The sequence below is a fragment of the Phaeobacter gallaeciensis DSM 26640 genome (genome assembly GCF_000511385.1).
Taxonomy (GTDB): domain Bacteria; phylum Pseudomonadota; class Alphaproteobacteria; order Rhodobacterales; family Rhodobacteraceae; genus Phaeobacter; species Phaeobacter gallaeciensis.
In genome coordinates this window covers 247,705-264,485 of sequence record NC_023137.1, presented here as the reverse complement: position 1 = coordinate 264,485, position 16,781 = coordinate 247,705, and the positions used below count along the sequence as shown (strand labels likewise).

Here is a 16,781-nt window from a genome sequence, read left to right as displayed (position 1 = left end):
ACAGGTGACCGCGCGAGGGGCTTTATGCAAAAAACGATCCTGATGACAGGCTGCTCCTCCGGGATCGGGCTGGACGCGGCGCATGGGATGCGCGAACGGGGCTGGACTGTTTTTGCCTCCTGCCGTCAACGCGTCGATTGCGACAGGCTGCGTGCCCAAGGGTTCATCAGCCCATTGATGGATTACACAAATGCTGAAACACTCCGCAGCGGTTTGGGCGAGGTGCTAGCGCACACCGGCGGCACACTGGATGTGCTGTTCAACAACGGTGCCCATGGCCTGCCCGGCGCGGTTGAGGATGTTTCCACCGAGGGGCTGCGCAGCATTTTTGAAAGCAATGTCTTTGGCTGGCACGAACTGACCCGCAACGTCATCCCGGTGATGCGTGCGCAGGGCCATGGTCGCATCGTGCAGAATTCCTCGATCCTCGGCTTCGTGAGCTTCCCATGGCGCGGGGCCTACGTCGCCACCAAACACGCCATAGAGGGCCTAACCGACACCATGCGGGTTGAACTGCGCGACAGCGGTATCAAAGTGGTGTTGATCGAACCTGGCCCTGTTACATCGAAGATCCGCGAAAAGGCCATTCCGCATTTCGAAAAATACGTCGATTGGGAAAATTCCGCCCTGCGTGACCGCTATGAGGCGAGCCTGCTGAAACGTCTCTACGAGAGCACCGGGCCAGACAGGTTTGAGCTCCCGGCCTCAGCTGTTACAGCCAAGCTGGTTCATGCCTGCGAGAGCAAACGCCCGCATCCGCGTTACTATGTCACCGTACCGACCCATATTGGCGGTGTGCTAAAACGCATCCTGACAACACGCGCGATTGACCGCATCCTCGCGCGACTTAGATAGCTGATGCGCGGCCAGATCTGCCATGGGGGCAACCGCTGGCGCGATAAGAAACAAGGAATATGAGAAGATGGGCGACCCGCTCTACATCCTGGCGATTGCTGCAATCGCAGCAACTGTCATCGTGCTGGTGATCGGCATTGGTGGATTTGGCGCCGGTGGTGCCTTCAATGCCAGAAATGCAAATAAGATGATGCGGCTGCGCATCCTGTTTCAATTTCTCGCCGTGGTGTTCATCCTTGGCTATGTCTATCTTCGCACCCAGGGAGGTCAGTGAGCCATGGTCGTATTGAACAAGATCTACACCCGCACCGGTGACAAGGGGGACACCGCGCTTGGCAATGGCGACCGAGTGGCCAAACATTCCGCGCGGGTGAATGCCTATGGCACGTCGGATGAGCTGAACGCCTTTGTCGGAGTGGCCCGGCTTGAGGCCAAGGATGAGATGGACGCCGCGCTGGCCCGCATCCAGAACGACCTTTTTGATCTTGGCGCAGATCTGTGCCGACCGGAAATGGACAAGGACGCTGATGCTGACTACCCGCCCCTGCGGATTGCCGATGCGCAGGTCTCGCGGTTGGAAACGGAAATCGATGCGATGAACGCGGAACTCTCGCCGCTGCGCAGCTTCGTGCTGCCGGGCGGGGCTGCACTCTCCGCGCATCTGCATGTCTGCCGTACTGTGGCGCGACGTGCCGAACGTTTAGCGACCGACTTAGCGACGCAGGAGGACATCAATCCGGCGGCGGTGACCTATCTCAACCGGCTCTCGGACTGGTTCTTCGTCGCATCGCGCGCGGCCAACGACAATGGGGCACGCGATGTTCTGTGGGTGCCTGGCGCTAATCGCTAGCACCCTCAGGCATCTTTCTCACGCCATAGGGGCTAGTCAGTCTGCGCGGCGCGTCATGCCATTGGCCGCACTGGCGGCTGGACCGCTTGGTCGGTAAGCCGTGATTCTGCGCCACGATCTGCTTCCCTTGCGGCAGTGCAGCATTTTTCGTCGCAACATTCCTGCAAAACTGATGATGCAAACCGTCAGACGCGACGTCGGAGGGCGGTAACGTGACGATTTTGCCCTGTTGCGGCGCAATCTAAGCCGCTATCAACATCGCGAGAGCATGGAGGAGAGTCGCCTCGGCGGCTTGCCGTTTGTTAAGGAGAGAACGCAAAATGAAGGTACTCGTGCCTGTCAAGCGCGTGATTGACTACAACGTGAAGGTCCGCGTCAAAGCGGACGGCAGCGGTGTCGATCTCGCCAACGTCAAAATGTCGATGAACCCGTTCGACGAAATCGCCGTCGAAGAGGCCATCCGCCTCAAGGAAGCCGGCAAAGCAGATGAGATCGTTGTTGTCTCCATCGGTGTGAAACAGGCGCAGGAAACCCTGCGGACCGCACTTGCCATGGGCGCCGACCGCGCGATCCTGGTCAACGCGGCTGATGACGTCCACACTGACGTCGAGCCTCTCGCGGTTGCGAAGATCCTCGCCAAAGTGGTCGAGGAAGAGCAGCCCGGTCTGGTTCTGGCGGGCAAGCAGGCGATCGACAACGACATGAACGCGACAGGTCAGATGCTATCGGCACTGCTGGGTTGGTCCCAGGGTACTTTTGCCTCTGAACTGGACGTCGATGGCGACAACGCTGTTGTGACCCGTGAAGTGGATGGCGGCCTGCAGACCATCAAAGTGAAGATGCCCGCCATCGTCACCGTCGACCTGCGCCTGAACGAGCCGCGCTATGCCTCGCTTCCGAACATCATGAAGGCGAAGAAAAAGCCGCTCGACGAGAAAACCGCCGCCGACTACGGCGTCGACGTCTCGCCGCGTCTGGAAATCATCTCCACCAAAGAACCCGAAGCCCGTGCCGCTGGCATCATCGTGGGTTCGGTCGATGAGCTGGTTGAGAAACTCAAAGAAGCGGGGGCTGTGTAATGGCTGTTCTTCTCCTTGCCGAAGTGACCGATGGCGCCCTGGCGCTGGACGCAACCGCAAAAGCGGTTACCGCCGCGGGCAAACTGGGCGATGTGACGGTGCTGGCCGCCGGTGCATCCGCAGCAGCAGCTGGCGAAGAAGCCGCGAAGATCGCAGGCGTCGCCAAGGTTCTGGTTGCCGAAGATGCGTCGCTGGGCCACCGCCTGGCGGAGCCGACTGCAGCGCTGATCGCGTCGCTGGCATCCGACTACGAACACATCGTTGCGCCCGCGACCACAGACGCCAAGAACGTCCTGCCCCGCGTGGCGGCCCTCTTGGATGTGATGGTGATCTCGGATGTGTCCGGCGTTGTTGACGGCGACACCTTCGAGCGCCCGATCTACGCAGGCAACGCGGTCCAGACCGTGAAGTCTCGCGATGCGAAAAAGGTGATCTCCTTCCGGACCTCCACCTTTGACGCGGCTGGCGACGGCGGCTCTGCCTCTGTTGACACCATCTCCGCGGCTGAGAACCCCGGCCTGTCCGAATGGGTTGAGGACAAAGTCGCCGCCAGCGATCGTCCCGAACTCACCTCTGCTGGTGTTGTTGTCTCCGGTGGTCGCGGTGTTGGCTCCGAAGAAGACTTCAAACTGATCGAAAGCCTCGCAGACAAGCTGGGTGCCGCAGTTGGCGCGTCCCGTGCCGCAGTCGACTCGGGCTATGCACCGAACGACTGGCAGGTGGGTCAGACCGGTAAGGTCGTCGCACCTGAGCTGTATGTTGCGGTTGGCATCTCCGGTGCAATCCAGCACCTGGCAGGCATGAAAGACTCCAAGATCATCGTCGCGATCAACAAGGATGAAGAGGCTCCGATCTTCCAGGTGGCCGACTATGGTCTGGTCGCCGACCTGTTCCAGGCTGTGCCCGAGCTGATCGAAAAACTGTAAGCTTGGCAATTATCTAATGAGGAAGCCCGCAACCGGTGTTGCGGGCTTTTTCCGTGGGCGCCCATAGAACAGTCGCCCGAAGGGCGCCGGTCCTATGTGGTCAAACGGGGGCGCAGATATTGCGCCACCTGTTGTGCTATCCGCAGATGCTCCTTTGGTCCCAGCATGCGCTGCGCTGAGGGCAAGTCAAGCTGACCGTAAAACATACCGTCGATGTCGGCTGCATCCCGCGCGGTATGCACGGGAATTTCCAACACTCCGAGGACGCGGGCGCGCAACGCATCCACCATGGGCCGGTCCACGAGCGCAGGTTCGTGACCAAACAATGCCTGCTGGTCGACGTCGTAATGCACCCACAGAAGCGTCACCGCACCGTTAAGGGCAGAGATCAACTCCCCCATGCGCTCAACCCACGTATCCTGCAGATGATCGCGAACCGTTTGGTAACGGGTTGTGCAGCAAGATCTGAGCGCGCTCAGCAGGTGCTTGTTGAAGTGATATTCGGTAAAGTCCACTTCCGGATAGAGCTCCAGCAGCGGCTCATGTGCACAAAGGAACCTGTCATTGCGTCGTGGATGCACCTTGTAATACCCATTGGAGATATTCTGTGCCCCAAGCACCTGCAGCAGCGTTGTTTCGGCCTGGCCCGCGATTTCAAGAATATCAGGGTCGCTCAGGAAACTGTCGACCCCTGCATTCACACTACCCAGATTTACACACACACGGTCAAGCAACGCCTCGGTTTCAGACACAAACGGGCGTTCGACAAAGCGTCCGAAGACCTCAGTGCCGCCAATAAATGCCAAATATGGTTCAGTCAGATTACGCGCCGGCCCGCGGACCAATAATTTCGAACCCGCATAGCTGCAAGGCTCGCCCGCAAGCGCTGTCGCGCTCTTGAGTTCATAGCTCATAATACCCACCAAATTTCACCCGAGACTCACCTAACCCGAGATCCGTTGATGAAATGCTAATGCTCAACTTTGCCTAAAAAGCCGCCCAATCGGCCTTGTGCCGTCCACAGACCCGCCAGTATGATCCGCCGGAAAACTCTCAAGAGGCATGAGCGATGGACATCCAGAAAATAGGCGTGATTGGTGCAGGCCAAATGGGCAACGGCATCGCTCACGTGATGGCCTTGGCGGGCTATGACGTTGTTCTCAATGACATAAGCCAGCAGGCACTGGACGCGGCCGTAAGCGCGATCCAGAAAAACCTGGCCCGTCAGGCCAGCAAAGGCAAGATTGATCAGACCGAAGTTGAGGCCGCGTTGGGGCGCATTTCGACGACACTGACGCTGGCCGACATTGGCAAGACCGATTTGGTGATCGAGGCGGCGACAGAGCGGGAAACTGTTAAGCAGGCAATTTTCGAGGATCTGCTACCACATCTCCTGCCGCATACGATTCTCACCTCCAACACCTCTTCAATTTCCATCACCCGACTGGCCAGCCGCACCGACCGCCCGGAGCGGTTCATGGGCTTCCATTTCATGAACCCGGTTCCGGTGATGCAGCTGGTCGAACTGATCCGTGGCATCGCCACTGATGAGGCCACCTTCTCAGCCTGCCATGCAGTTGTGGAGAAGCTGGGCAAGACCGCTGCCAGCGCCGAAGATTTCCCGGCCTTCATCGTGAACCGCATCCTGATGCCCATGATCAATGAAGCGGTCTATACCCTCTATGAGGGCGTGGGATCGGTGAAATCCATCGACGAATCGATGAAACTGGGCGCCAACCACCCGATGGGCCCGCTGGAGCTGGCTGATTTTATCGGCCTGGACACCTGTCTGGCGATCATGAACGTGTTGCATGACGGTCTGGCGGATACAAAATATCGCCCCTGCCCGCTGCTGACAAAATATGTGGAAGCTGGCTGGCTCGGTCGCAAGACTCAGCGTGGCTTTTATGACTATCGCGGTGAAACCCCAGTGCCGACGCGCTGATCCTGAAAGAGCGGAGGCGGCACTGCCCCCTCTTGGCCTGATGGCCAATTCATCTCGATATTTTCAACCCGAATAGGACCTGCCGATTGATCAGCTGTCTTCGCCGAGGCTGAGCGTATGTTCCCGCAGCCAGGCCATAAAGCCGCGCGGATCGCTCTGCAGTTTTTCCATCTGCGCCTCGGTCAACGGTTCGCCGACGACGGGGCTTTGTGGTTTATTACAAGACCGCACGATTTCATGCAGCAGCAACCCCTGTCGCAGGATCGGCGACACCCGGTTGGCGATCTGGTACCAACGGGAATTGCTGCCCGGGAAGAAGATTGGCACCACTCGCGCGCCGGACCGACGAATGAGCTGCGCCGTGAAAACGTTCCACTCCTGCTCAATCGCGGGGCCGAACCATGTTTCTGATGACATCACCACACCAGAGGGGAACAGTGCCACAACACCGCCCTCCTTCAGATGAGCCATGGTTTTGGCCCGCATCTCGACCATCTTGCTTTGCGCTTCGGGGTCATGGGGGAATGGCACCGGGATCATGAAGGAGGTCGCCGCCTCATCCAGCCCGGTCAGCACCGAGCGGGTCAGAATGCGGTAGTCCTGCCTCACGCGGCCAATGAGGTCCGCGAAAATCATGCCGTCGACCATCCCATGAGGGTGGTTTGCAACCACAATCACCGGGCCCTCACCGGGAATACGCCGGATCTGCTCCATAGGTGTTTCGAGATCGATACCCATGACATTTAGGGCGCCACGCCAGAATTTCTGGCCACGGTATTCAGCATTGCTGCGTTCAAAACGACGTACCATACGCAGGATTGTCAGCTTTCCTGTGCACCATTCGATGGCCCGGATCGCAAGCGACGTCCAGCGATCGTCAAAGGAATTGGCGTAGGTGAGCGTCCGGCGGTCATAGATCTCGCCGGTCTCTTCGGTCCCTGACGTCACGCCAGTGTCCCGATCATGCGCTGTATCCGCCAAGTGCCTTGTCCTGTTCCGTAGTCGTGAATGAGCCTCAGTAGCCTTCGCCGAACTTGTCGGCAACAAGCGTATCCAGCGCGGAGGCAAGCGCCTCTGCATCCGGGCCCGAAGTCTCGATGTCAATAGTCGTTCCTTTTGAGGCTGCCAACATCAAAAGCCCCATAATACTGTCTCCGGACGCCGACAGCCCATCCCGCGACACCTCAGCCGTGGCATCAAAACCCTCGACCACTTCAACCAGCTTGGCCGATGCGCGCGCGTGCAGTCCTTTTTCGTTGACGATTTTCAGCGTTTTCTGAACCATTTAGTGCGCTTGCTCCCCTTCGGGGTTGATGTTTTGGGCGTTAATGTACTTACGTCCCGCCTCCATGGCATGCCGGACGGCATCGGCCACCGGCAAATGGCGAGATTTTGCCAGTTTGATCAGCATCGGGAGATTGGCCCCGTAGAGAATACGTCGGTTTGCCGGGGTACAAGCCAACAGGCTGAGATTTGATGGAGACCCGCCAAACAGATCCGTGACCACCACCACGCCGCCGCCGCTATCGACCGCATCAGCGGCCCCGCAGATCTCGCGCTGTTTCTCGTCCCGGTTATCTTCCGGACCGATACTGATGGCCTCAAGGCAGACCTGAGGACCCACGACATGCTCCACGGCGGCCAGATATTCTCTGGCCAACCCCCCATGTGCAACGATCACGATTCCGATCAAGCCGGTCCCTCACTTCTGTCGCTGGCCATGCAGCTCGCGGTGTCTAATTGACACCTGCTGCCCGTCTTCCGCAAGATCCTTTGCCAGGGTTTCTGCCAGTGTGACCGAGCGGTGCTGCCCTCCGGTGCATCCAAATGCTATTGAGAGATGCGACTTACCTTCTTCTCGGTAGGCAGGCAACAGCAAGCGGATCAGGTCAAGCACCCGGTCGAAAAACGGCTGATAGCGGCTGTCCTCACGCACGTAGGACTGTACCGCCGCATCGCGCCCATCCAGGGTGCGCAGGCTCTGCTCCCAATAAGGGTTGCGCAGAAATCGACAGTCGAACACCATATCGATGCTGCGCGGCACGCCGCGTTTATAGGAAAAGCTCTGCAAGGACACTGCCAGAGAACGCCCGCCAGGCGCAAAGCGCCGTTCGATATCCGCCTTGAGCTGATGGATGTTCAATTCAGAAGTGTCCAGCAATAGATCCGCGCGGTCGCGGATCGGCAGCATCAGATCAATTTCGCGCAGAACCCCGACCTCCGGGTCCTCAGCCGGGGCAAGCGGATGTCGCCTGCGGGTTTCCGAGTAGCGCCGTAGCAGCACATCACGATCTGCATCCAAGTAAAGTACCGTCAGGTCCAAATTGCGACGCGCGGCTAGCATTTCGATCACATCAAGCAACGCCGCCGGAGAAAAATCCCGGTTGCGGCTGTCGAGGCCAAGCGCCATCGGACGTGTCAAACTGTTGGCGTCGACCAATCCCGGCAGCAGCCGAAGCGGCAGGTTGTCAATCGCCTCAAACCCCAAATCCTCCAGCACATTGATCGCAGTGGTGCGCCCTGCACCAGACGGGCCTGTCACCAGAACGATCGGCACCGCCGACGGATCGCAGGTAATATCCGGGTCAAGCATCGGGATTTACGGCTCCACATTTGAGCAACTGTATCAGGGCAGACGCAAACTGCGGGCTATCAACACGGCGCAGTAGACGGATTGGGTGGTTAAGGATCATCGTTTCCAGCTGGGGTGGCAGGCGATCTGTTTCAAGCTGTTCCAAATCTATAACAGCAACCAGCCGGGATCGCGAACATACACTAGCCCGCAACAGGCCGATACCGCGCGCTTCGATCATACCATGCAAGGCATCAGGAGCTGTGGCCTCCAGCCCCTGATCGTCTAGCGTTACAATCACCTGATCATCTGAAACAAGCGCTGCACCATAGGCCATCAATTGCAATGCTAGTGCCGATTTTCCACTGCCGGACCGGCCTGTTATCAGCACCCCATTCCCCGCGAGGTCGACGCAGCTGGCGTGCAATCGACAGGTGCGCGTCGCAATCATTGGTCAGACCGGCAGGCCGACGACGAACCGCGCCCCTAGAGGCTCCGAGGTGATGTCGGCTTCTGTCGGGCGAATGTTTTCGGCCCAGATCACACCACCGTGTGCTTCAACAATCTGCTTCGAAATAGCCAAGCCGAGACCGGAGTTGTTGCCAAAATGCTCGACAGGGCGCTGCGAGTAAAAACGTTTAAACACTTTGGTCAAGGCCTGATCGGGGATGCCGGGGCCGGTGTCCTCAACCACGACCAAAACGCGATTGTCGCGGCGGCGCGCCCAGACCCGGATCGCATCGCCGTCCTCGCAAAACGAAATCGCATTTGTAATCAGGTTGACAAAAACCTGGGCCAGTCGCGCCTCCAGCCCCTGGATTGTGATCGGGGTTTTCGGCAAATCGGTGATGTAATCAATGCCCTTCCCGCGGGCGTCCTCGCCGAGGAACTGATTGAGGTTACCGAGCATATTGAGAAGGTCGAAGCTCTCTTCATCCTCCTTGACCAATTCAGCATCCAGTCGTGAGGCGTTGGAAATATCGCTGACCAACCGGTCCAGACGCCGCACGTCATGCTCGATGACATCCAACAACTTCTCACGCTGGTCTTCGCGTTTGATCATCCGCAGCGTTCCCACGGCGGACTGCAGGCTCGCCAGTGGGTTCTTGATCTCATGTGCCACGTCCGCTGCGAACTGCTCATTGCTGTCAATACGGTTATAGAGTGCCTTTACCATGCCACGGAGTGCCCGACTGAGACGGCCGATTTCATCGGGCCGCGCGCTCAAATCGGGGATGCGGATACGTCCCGGTTTGGATTTTCGGGAATCCCCATCCCGGCCCAGCTCAGCCGCTTCGGCCAGATCCGCGAGCGGGTTCGCGATGGTGGAGGCGAGGATCAGGCTCAGACCGATGGAGACAACCAGGGCCACAACAAACATCTGCAAGACGCGTTCCTGTTCCCCGCGCACCAAGGCGTCGATCTCTCCGGTCGGCGACGCCAGTGTCACAACACCGATGGCCTGGCCCTGAAAGAGGATCGGCGTGGCTGCGGAAAACACCGTCCCGCCGCTGGTGTCTACAACGGCCTTCACTTCGGTACCGCCAGCCAGGGCCTGCTGCACCATACCACGCAGCTGATCCTCCAGCGGCTGAGCTGTGGGCTCCGGCGTATCCGATTTCAGCAAACCGCCTGCCGCCGACCAAAGCGCAGCAAGACCATCGCTGATCAGGGTGGCTGATGGGTCGTCATCCCTCAGCAGATCCAGTGCTCCGCCTTGTTCGACACCTTTGGTCTGCGCGATCAGCGTGCCGGCGGTATCAAAAACGAAGACCTCAGCCCCAGCGCGCAGGCTAATATTCTGCAGAGTGGTCACAGGATCTATACCATCGCCGACAGCCAGACTAACCGTGCCAACCTCAGGCAGCTGCGCCTCGAACACATCCGAGATCAGCATGGCTTCTGCCGCAAGAGCGCCGGCGCGCTGCAGCACCAAGCTCTGGCGTGAAGAATTGAGGTAGAGAATACCCGAAACCAGAATGATCAGCGCGATGAGGTTCAGCGTGATAATCTTGCGCGTCAGCGGAGAGCCCCGCAGCGACAGCACACCACGACGCGCGCGCTTGTCCTGCAGCTCACGCGTAACGTTTTGGTCCGGTGCGACCCAATCGTCGCCCAGAACGACATCATTATCCCGCTGTGAACGGCTTATGCCGGAATCGCGCATCGGCGTTTTACTCCGCCTGCCCCAGACGGGGGTTACTCTTCATTGTAACGGTATCCGATACCGTAAAGCGTCTCAATCGCCGAGAATTCAGAGTCCGCGCTGCGCATCTTCTTGCGCAGACGCTTGATATGGCTGTCGATGGTGCGGTCGTCGACATAGACTTGATCATCATAGGCGACATCCATCAGTTGATCGCGGCTTTTGACAAAACCGGGGCGTTGCGCCAGCGCTTGCAGCAGCAGGAATTCGGTCACGGTCAGTGACACATCCTGCCCCTTCCAGCTGACCGAATGGCGCAGCGGATCCATCCGCAGATTCCCGCGCTCCATCACCTTGTTTTCAGTGGTCGTGGCGACCGCATCGCCGCTGATCGCTTCCTGACGGCGCAGCAGGGCGCGGATCCGCTCGACCAGCAGTCGCTGCGAAAACGGTTTTTTGACGTAATCATCGGCGCCCATGCGCAGGCCCAGCACCTCGTCGATCTCATCGTCCTTGGAGGTGAGAAAGATCACCGGCATCTGGGTTTTCTGCCGCAGCCGCTGCAACAGGTCCATGCCGTCCATGCGCGGCATCTTTATATCGAGAACGGCCATATCCGGCAGTTTTTTGTTGAACGCATCCAACGCAGCCTGCCCGTCATTATAAGTTTCCACCTCGAAGCCTTCGGCCTCCAGGGTCATCGAGACCGAAGTCAGGATATTCCGATCATCATCGACTAAAGCAATCTTAGACATCTGATTGGCCCCTAATCTGCTCTTTTTTGCGTTTTTTAGACGTTCATCGCCGTTCTGCTTCGGCGAATCAATGCCAATTGAAGAATCTGGACACAGTTTCGCCTCAATTGAGACAAAAATACCTTAGCAGGCGCTGAAGATTCCGGCAGCCACCCCTGCAAATTGTCTTTAAAAAAAATGGTTGCGCTAAACATCGCCTTGATGGCGCTAACTGCGTCAAACCGTTCTGTTCAGCGTACAAACCCTCATGTTAAGACCAGCCACATCGGCCGTTGTGCCGATTTCTGCCCCAGGGCGCGGCTTTTATTGTTTGCGGCCTTTGATGGTCGACACAGGAGAAAGAACACATGGCATCTGGACGGGTTAACCCGCAATTCCGCCTCGAAGATCAAGGTATCGAAGGACTGGGGAACGTCTATTATAACCTCATGGAGCCAGCCCTGATTGAGGCGGCCCTGAAGCGCGACGAGGGTACGCTTGGCAATGGTGGCGCCTTTCTGGTCACCACCGGCAAGTTCACCGGCCGCTCCCCCAAGGACAAACATGTCGTTAAGACCGACAGTGTCGCCAAGACCATTTGGTGGGAAAACAATGCCGAGATGAGCCCCGAAGGCTTTGACGCGCTCTATGAAGACATGCTCGCCCATATGCAGGGCAAGGAATACTATGTTCAGGATCTCGTCGGTGGTGCGGACCCCGCCCATGCGATCAACGTCCGCATGGTGACCGAGCTGGCCTGGCATGGTCTGTTCATTCGCACCATGCTGCGCCGCCCGGACCGTGAAGATCTGAACGACTTCATCGCGGATTTCACCGTCATCAACTGCCCCAGCTTCCAAGCCAAACCGGAGCGCCACAACTGCCGCAGCGAGACCGTGATTGCGATGAACTTCGATCGCAAGATGATTCTGATTGGCGGCACGGAATATGCCGGTGAGAACAAGAAATCGGTCTTCTCGCTGCTGAACTACCTGCTGCCGGAAAAAGGCATCATGCCGATGCACTGCTCCGCCAACCACGCCAAGGGTAACCCGGTGGACACCGCCGTGTTCTTCGGCCTCTCCGGCACCGGCAAAACCACCCTGTCCGCCGACCCGGACCGCGTTCTGATCGGCGACGACGAACATGGCTGGGCTGACAACGGTACCTTCAACTTTGAAGGTGGCTGCTATGCCAAGACCATCAACCTGAACGCCGAGGCAGAGCCTGAAATCTATGCCACCACCTCCAAGTTCGGCACCGTGATTGAGAACATGGTTTTCGATCCGGAAACCAAAGAGCTAGATTTCAACGACGACAGCCTGACCGCCAACATGCGCTGCGCCTACCCGCTGCATTACATCTCCAATGCTTCGGACAGCGCCCGCGGCGGCCACCCCAAGAACATCATCATGCTGACATGTGATGCCTTCGGCGTGCTGCCTCCCATCGCGCGGCTGACCCCGGCGCAGGCAATGTACCACTTCCTGTCCGGTTTCACATCCAAGGTGGCCGGCACCGAGCGCGGTGTGACCGAGCCGGAGCCCACTTTCTCCACCTGTTTTGGTGCCCCCTTCATGCCGCGCCGCCCTGAGGTCTACGGCAACCTGCTGCGTGAGAAGATTGCCGAGCACGGTGCGACCTGCTGGCTGGTCAACACAGGATGGACCGGCGGCGCCTACGGCATCGGCTCGCGTATGCCGATCCGCGCGACCCGCGCCCTGCTGACCGCAGCACTGGACGGCTCGCTGGCAGAGTCTGAATTCCGCAAGGACGGCAACTTCGGCTTTGATGTGCCTGTCACAGTGCCCGGTGTAGCCGAAGTTCTGCTGGATCCACGCCGGACTTGGGACGATCAGGCCGCCTATGACACGCAGGCCGCCAAGCTGGTGCAGATGTTCTCTGATAACTTTGAACAGTACCTGCCCTACATTGATGACGACGTGAAGGCTGCTGCAATAAGCTAAGCCAGCAACGAACCAGCAGAAAAGCCCCGGCATTTGACCGGGGCTTTTTCACATCTGGGATCAAAGGGCTTACTGCCCCGGTTTGATGCCAGTGTCTTCCAGTTTATGCTCCGGTTCCACGTGGATCGTAACCTGCGCCGTCGGCAGTGAGGCGCGGATCGCCTCCTCGATACGATCACAAATCGCATGTGAGACCCGCACCGTCATCCCGCCCGCGACAACCATATGAAACTCGACAAAAACAACCTGCCCAGCACGACGAGTTTTCAAACCGTGCACCTGAAGGGCACCATGAGCCGTGTGATGGATTATAGTGGCAATCTGCCTGCGCTCATCAAGCGGTGCAGCCTGGTCCATCAGCCCCCCAACTGACGAGGCCACAACCAGATAGCCTTCGCGCAGAATATTGACCGCAACCAAAAGGGCCAGAATTGGATCAAGCAAGGGCCAGCCCGTCCCCATCGCAAGAACCAACCCCACGAGAACTCCCGCAGAGGTCCAGACATCACTCATCAGATGGCGGCCGCCTGCGGCCAATGCCGGAGATTTAAGGGCCGCCCCCCGTGCGATCAGCACCCGCGCCCAAAGGAGATTGATCACCATTGCGCCCGCATTGACCCACAATCCGGCCGGGCTCCAAACCAAGGGAGTCGGCACGAGCAAGGCGCTGATCGCCTCCTGAAGAATCAATAGCGCCGCCACGATGATCATGATCCCTTCCACAACAGCCGAGAAATACTCCGCCTTGTGGTGCCCAAAGGGATGGCCGACATCAGCCGGGCGATTTGCGTAACGGACCGCAAACCACGCAATGATCGCACCACCAATATTGACCAGAGACTCCATTGCATCGGAGAAAAGTGCAATCGAGCCGGTCAGCCACCAGGCCAGCGCCTTTGCTGCAAGCACCAGAAGTGCGACCGCAATGGATGCGGTGGCCAGCTGTTCAGCGCTCAGTCGCGTTGGCATCTGCGGCCCTTTCTGCGCGTTTTTCACCCTATACCGACCCTAACACGCTTGCTAGACCCTAATATATCAGTCCGCGCCGCAGCAGATTTGCCCCGGCGACCAGCAACACAAGCAGCGTTGCCCGTCGAAAAGTGGCCTGATTGATCCGGTCCTGCAAGCGTCCCCCGATCCACATTCCCAAAATAGCTGGCGGGATCAGCAGTAACGAAAACGGCGCTGTATCTGCCCGCATCACACCCGATCCGATATGCGCAATCAACAGGGCCACCGCGCCCAAGCCGTAGATCACGCCCTGTACTCGCATCTGTTCGCGTTTTTCAGTGCCGAGGGCGGTCAGATAGGCGACGGTCGGAGGGCCCCATATTCCGGAAAACCCACCAATGAACCCGGCGAAGGCGGCAACTATGGCCTCCACACGCGGCGTGGCGCGGGAGATAGGGATTGCGATCCCAAACAGCTGCAACACAGCAAACAGGGTGATCGGGGCGCCAATCAGGATCAGCATAATATCTTGCGGCAAAACGCGGACAAGCTGCGCGCTGGCCAGCAGAAAAACCAGACCAATCAGTAGAAAAATCCTGAACCGTTTCACCGACTGCCATGCCGCCTGCGTGCCTTGCCGCAGGGCCTGCATCCCATTCGTCACCAAAGTGGGCAGGATTAGGCCAGCCAAGGCGATATCCGGCGGCAGGAACAGACTGAGACCAGACACGAGAATCATCGGCATGGCGAACCCCACCATCCCTTTCACCGCACCCGCAAGTGCTGCAATCGCGAAGGCCGCAAGCATATTTACAGAGGCAAGCTCTGCTGGGAGGAAAAGCATAACAAATGAATTATCTGACATGATCAGACCCTTAGCACAGGTTTCCTCTGCTGCGCTCGCGAAATATGCACGCAATTTTTGATCTATGCGTTATGTCGCAGGGTATTTTTGTTGCGCTGCAACTGCAAAATGATCTACCACATACGCAGCTGAAAAGGATGTGATTCATGGCCCACGATGGACAGGACCCGCAAATGCAACCGACGCTTATCTCTGATGTGCTGACACTGACCGCTGCTGCGCTGGAGCCGGTGGACCAGCTGCTGGAGGCAGCGCGTGCTACAGTACGCGAACAGGTCAGCGAGGACGGGCGCGTCTCCGGGACGTTGGTTGAGGCACATCAGACAGCTGCCCATGGGCTCGCTTGGCTTGCGACCTACGCTTACAGCCTGCGCCAGATGCATCGTTGGGCCGGGCAGCTACAGGCAGATGGTAAGTTTGGCGAGATGGAGCAGTTGATGCTTCAGATCGGTTTTGGCGAATACCTCTGGCAGATCTACGGTGGCATTCAGATGAACCAGGGTGAAATCTTGCGTCTGCAGGATCTTGGCCTGTCGCAGGACAGCCAGCGGATGCTGATGGCCCCTGCTGTGATGACGCTCTGCGACAGCGGCAATACCCAGGCCGCACGCCTGCGGCTCGTCGAGTTGATGCAGGAACAGGCTGGTTCCGTGATGTTTGGCGCCTCCGGTCTTGATGAAGAGCTGGAGATGATCCGCGACCAGTTCCGCCGCTACGCGCTCGAAAAGGTAGAGCCGAACGCCCACGACTGGCACCTGAAGGATGAGTTGATCCCGATGGAGATCATCGAGGAACTGGCCGAAATGGGTGTTTTTGGCCTGACCATTCCCGAAGAATACGGTGGGTTTGGCCTCTCCAAGGCCTCCATGTGCGTGGTCTCGGAGGAGCTGTCACGCGGTTATATTGGCGTCGGCAGCCTTGGAACCCGTTCGGAAATCGCGGCTGAGCTGATCATCGCCGGTGGCACCGAGGAGCAGAAAGCCAGTTGGCTGCCCAGGATTGCGAGCGCAGAAATTCTGCCAACAGCTGTGTTCACTGAGCCAAACACAGGCTCTGATCTTGGCTCCCTGCGTACCCGTGCCGTAAAGGACGACAATGGCGACTACCGGATCACAGGCAACAAAACCTGGATCACCCACGCCGCCCGCACCCATGTTATGACGCTTCTGGCGCGGACGGACCCCAACACAACCGATCACCGTGGCCTGTCGATGTTCCTGGCCGAAAAAACACCGGGCACCGATGAAAACCCGTTCCCGACCGAAGGTATGACCGGCGGCGAGATCGAGGTTCTGGGCTATCGCGGCATGAAGGAATACGAGTTGGGCTTTGACGGGTTTCACGTGAAGCGTGAAAACCTCCTCGGTGGAGATGAGGGCAAGGGGTTCAAGCAGTTGATGGAGACCTTCGAATCCGCCCGTATCCAGACTGCAGCCCGCGCCATTGGCGTTGCACAATCGGCGCTTGATATCGCGATGCAATATGCGCAGGACCGCAAGCAGTTCGGCAAACCGCTGATCGCCTTCCCGCGTGTTGCCTCCAAACTTGCCATGATGGCCGTCGAAATCATGATCGCGCGTCAGCTCACCTATTTCTCTGCGTGGGAGAAGGACAACGGGCATCGCTGCGACCTTGAGGCCGGCATGGCCAAGCTGCTGGGCGCGCGCGTCGCCTGGGCGGCGGCTGACAACGGTTTGCAGATCCATGGTGGCAATGGCTTTGCCTTGGAATATAAAATCAGCCGGGTTCTGTGTGATGCCCGTATTCTCAATATCTTTGAGGGTGCTGCAGAAATCCAGGCACAGGTGATCGCACGCCGCCTGCTGGCCTGATCACGGACAGATCACTGAGCAGACTTTAATCTGCAACCAACCCGGCACCCTTGTGCCGG

The 16,781-nt window shown here is 58.4% G+C and carries 18 protein-coding genes; 8 read left to right on the top strand and 10 right to left on the bottom strand.

All coding sequences use genetic code 11. The annotated features are described in order from the left end of the window. Positions 1–24: 24 nt before the first annotated feature. The 5 genes from GAL_RS01280 (at position 25) to GAL_RS01260 (ending at position 3,710) form a co-directional block, all read left to right on the top strand. On the top strand, positions 25–855 hold the full coding sequence (locus tag GAL_RS01280; RefSeq protein WP_024095800.1) for an SDR family NAD(P)-dependent oxidoreductase: 831 nt from the start codon (positions 25–27) through the stop codon (positions 853–855). 67 nt (positions 856–922) lie between these two features. Beyond that, positions 923–1,129: a twin transmembrane helix small protein gene (locus GAL_RS01275; RefSeq protein WP_024095799.1), complete on the top strand. Its 207-nt coding sequence runs from the start codon at positions 923–925 to the stop codon at positions 1,127–1,129. Between the two features lie 3 nt (positions 1,130–1,132). Further along, the gene (locus tag GAL_RS01270) at positions 1,133–1,705 is read left to right on the top strand and encodes a cob(I)yrinic acid a,c-diamide adenosyltransferase (protein WP_024095798.1); all 573 of its coding nucleotides are present in this window, start codon (positions 1,133–1,135) and stop codon (positions 1,703–1,705) included. Between the two features lie 320 nt (positions 1,706–2,025). Continuing rightward, complete coding sequence (locus GAL_RS01265) at positions 2,026–2,784, top strand: electron transfer flavoprotein subunit beta/FixA family protein (protein WP_024095797.1); 759 nt, start codon at positions 2,026–2,028, stop codon at positions 2,782–2,784. Continuing rightward, positions 2,784–3,710, top strand: coding sequence for an electron transfer flavoprotein subunit alpha/FixB family protein (locus GAL_RS01260; RefSeq protein WP_014876040.1), 927 nt, complete (start codon positions 2,784–2,786; stop codon positions 3,708–3,710). Before GAL_RS01265 ends, GAL_RS01260 begins: the two co-directional genes overlap by 1 nt. Before the next feature lie 92 nt (positions 3,711–3,802). Here GAL_RS01260 and GAL_RS01255 read toward each other — a convergent pair whose 3' ends face one another. Further along, complete coding sequence (locus GAL_RS01255) at positions 3,803–4,624, bottom strand: DUF6473 family protein (RefSeq protein ID WP_024095796.1); 822 nt, start codon at positions 4,622–4,624, stop codon at positions 3,803–3,805. A 155-nt stretch (positions 4,625–4,779) separates the two neighbouring features. On the opposite strand from GAL_RS01255, the gene GAL_RS01250 reads away from it, so the two are divergent. Beyond that, positions 4,780–5,655, top strand: a complete 876-nt coding sequence (locus tag GAL_RS01250) for a 3-hydroxybutyryl-CoA dehydrogenase (protein WP_024095795.1) — start codon at positions 4,780–4,782, stop codon at positions 5,653–5,655. Positions 5,656–5,745: 90 nt separating this feature from the next. On the opposite strand, the gene GAL_RS01245 is transcribed toward GAL_RS01250, so the two are convergent. From GAL_RS01245 to GAL_RS01215, 7 genes are read right to left on the bottom strand one after another with little or no spacing between them, the layout of a single operon-like run. Next, entirely contained in the window at positions 5,746–6,636 is an 891-nt protein-coding gene (locus tag GAL_RS01245; RefSeq protein WP_024095794.1) for a lysophospholipid acyltransferase family protein, read from the bottom strand. Between the two features lie 34 nt (positions 6,637–6,670). Further along, positions 6,671–6,940, bottom strand: coding sequence for an HPr family phosphocarrier protein (locus tag GAL_RS01240; protein WP_014876044.1), 270 nt, complete (start codon positions 6,938–6,940; stop codon positions 6,671–6,673). Then, positions 6,941–7,348, bottom strand: coding sequence for a PTS sugar transporter subunit IIA (locus GAL_RS01235; RefSeq protein WP_024095793.1), 408 nt, complete (start codon positions 7,346–7,348; stop codon positions 6,941–6,943). Between the two features lie 9 nt (positions 7,349–7,357). Then, positions 7,358–8,248 (bottom strand): RNase adapter RapZ, encoded by an 891-nt coding sequence (rapZ, locus tag GAL_RS01230; protein ID WP_024095792.1) that lies wholly within the window; start codon positions 8,246–8,248, stop codon positions 7,358–7,360. Further along, positions 8,241–8,678: an HPr kinase/phosphorylase gene (locus GAL_RS01225; protein WP_024095791.1), complete on the bottom strand. Its 438-nt coding sequence runs from the start codon at positions 8,676–8,678 to the stop codon at positions 8,241–8,243. The genes rapZ and GAL_RS01225 overlap by 8 nt, the downstream gene beginning before the upstream one ends. Before the next feature lie 3 nt (positions 8,679–8,681). Continuing rightward, on the bottom strand, positions 8,682–10,394 hold the full coding sequence (locus GAL_RS01220; protein ID WP_024095790.1) for a sensor histidine kinase: 1,713 nt from the start codon (positions 10,392–10,394) through the stop codon (positions 8,682–8,684). A 32-nt stretch (positions 10,395–10,426) separates the two neighbouring features. After that, entirely contained in the window at positions 10,427–11,128 is a 702-nt protein-coding gene (locus GAL_RS01215) for a response regulator transcription factor (protein ID WP_014876049.1), read from the bottom strand. A 347-nt stretch (positions 11,129–11,475) separates the two neighbouring features. Here GAL_RS01215 and GAL_RS01210 point away from each other — a divergent pair, with 347 nt between their 5' ends. Next, positions 11,476–13,074 (top strand): phosphoenolpyruvate carboxykinase, encoded by a 1,599-nt coding sequence (locus GAL_RS01210; RefSeq protein WP_024095789.1) that lies wholly within the window; start codon positions 11,476–11,478, stop codon positions 13,072–13,074. Between the two features lie 69 nt (positions 13,075–13,143). Here GAL_RS01210 and GAL_RS01205 read toward each other — a convergent pair whose 3' ends face one another. Both GAL_RS01205 and GAL_RS01200 read right to left on the bottom strand, forming a co-directional pair. Continuing rightward, positions 13,144–14,043, bottom strand: coding sequence for a cation diffusion facilitator family transporter (locus tag GAL_RS01205; protein WP_024095788.1), 900 nt, complete (start codon positions 14,041–14,043; stop codon positions 13,144–13,146). 58 nt (positions 14,044–14,101) lie between these two features. Continuing rightward, complete coding sequence (locus GAL_RS01200; RefSeq protein WP_024095787.1) at positions 14,102–14,890, bottom strand: sulfite exporter TauE/SafE family protein; 789 nt, start codon at positions 14,888–14,890, stop codon at positions 14,102–14,104. Positions 14,891–15,036: 146 nt separating this feature from the next. Between GAL_RS01200 and GAL_RS01195 the strand changes: the two genes are divergently transcribed. Beyond that, positions 15,037–16,722 carry an acyl-CoA dehydrogenase family protein gene (locus GAL_RS01195; protein ID WP_024095786.1) on the top strand — a complete coding sequence of 562 codons (1,686 nt, stop codon included), beginning with the start codon at positions 15,037–15,039 and terminating at the stop codon, positions 16,720–16,722. Positions 16,723–16,781 lie beyond the last annotated feature (59 nt).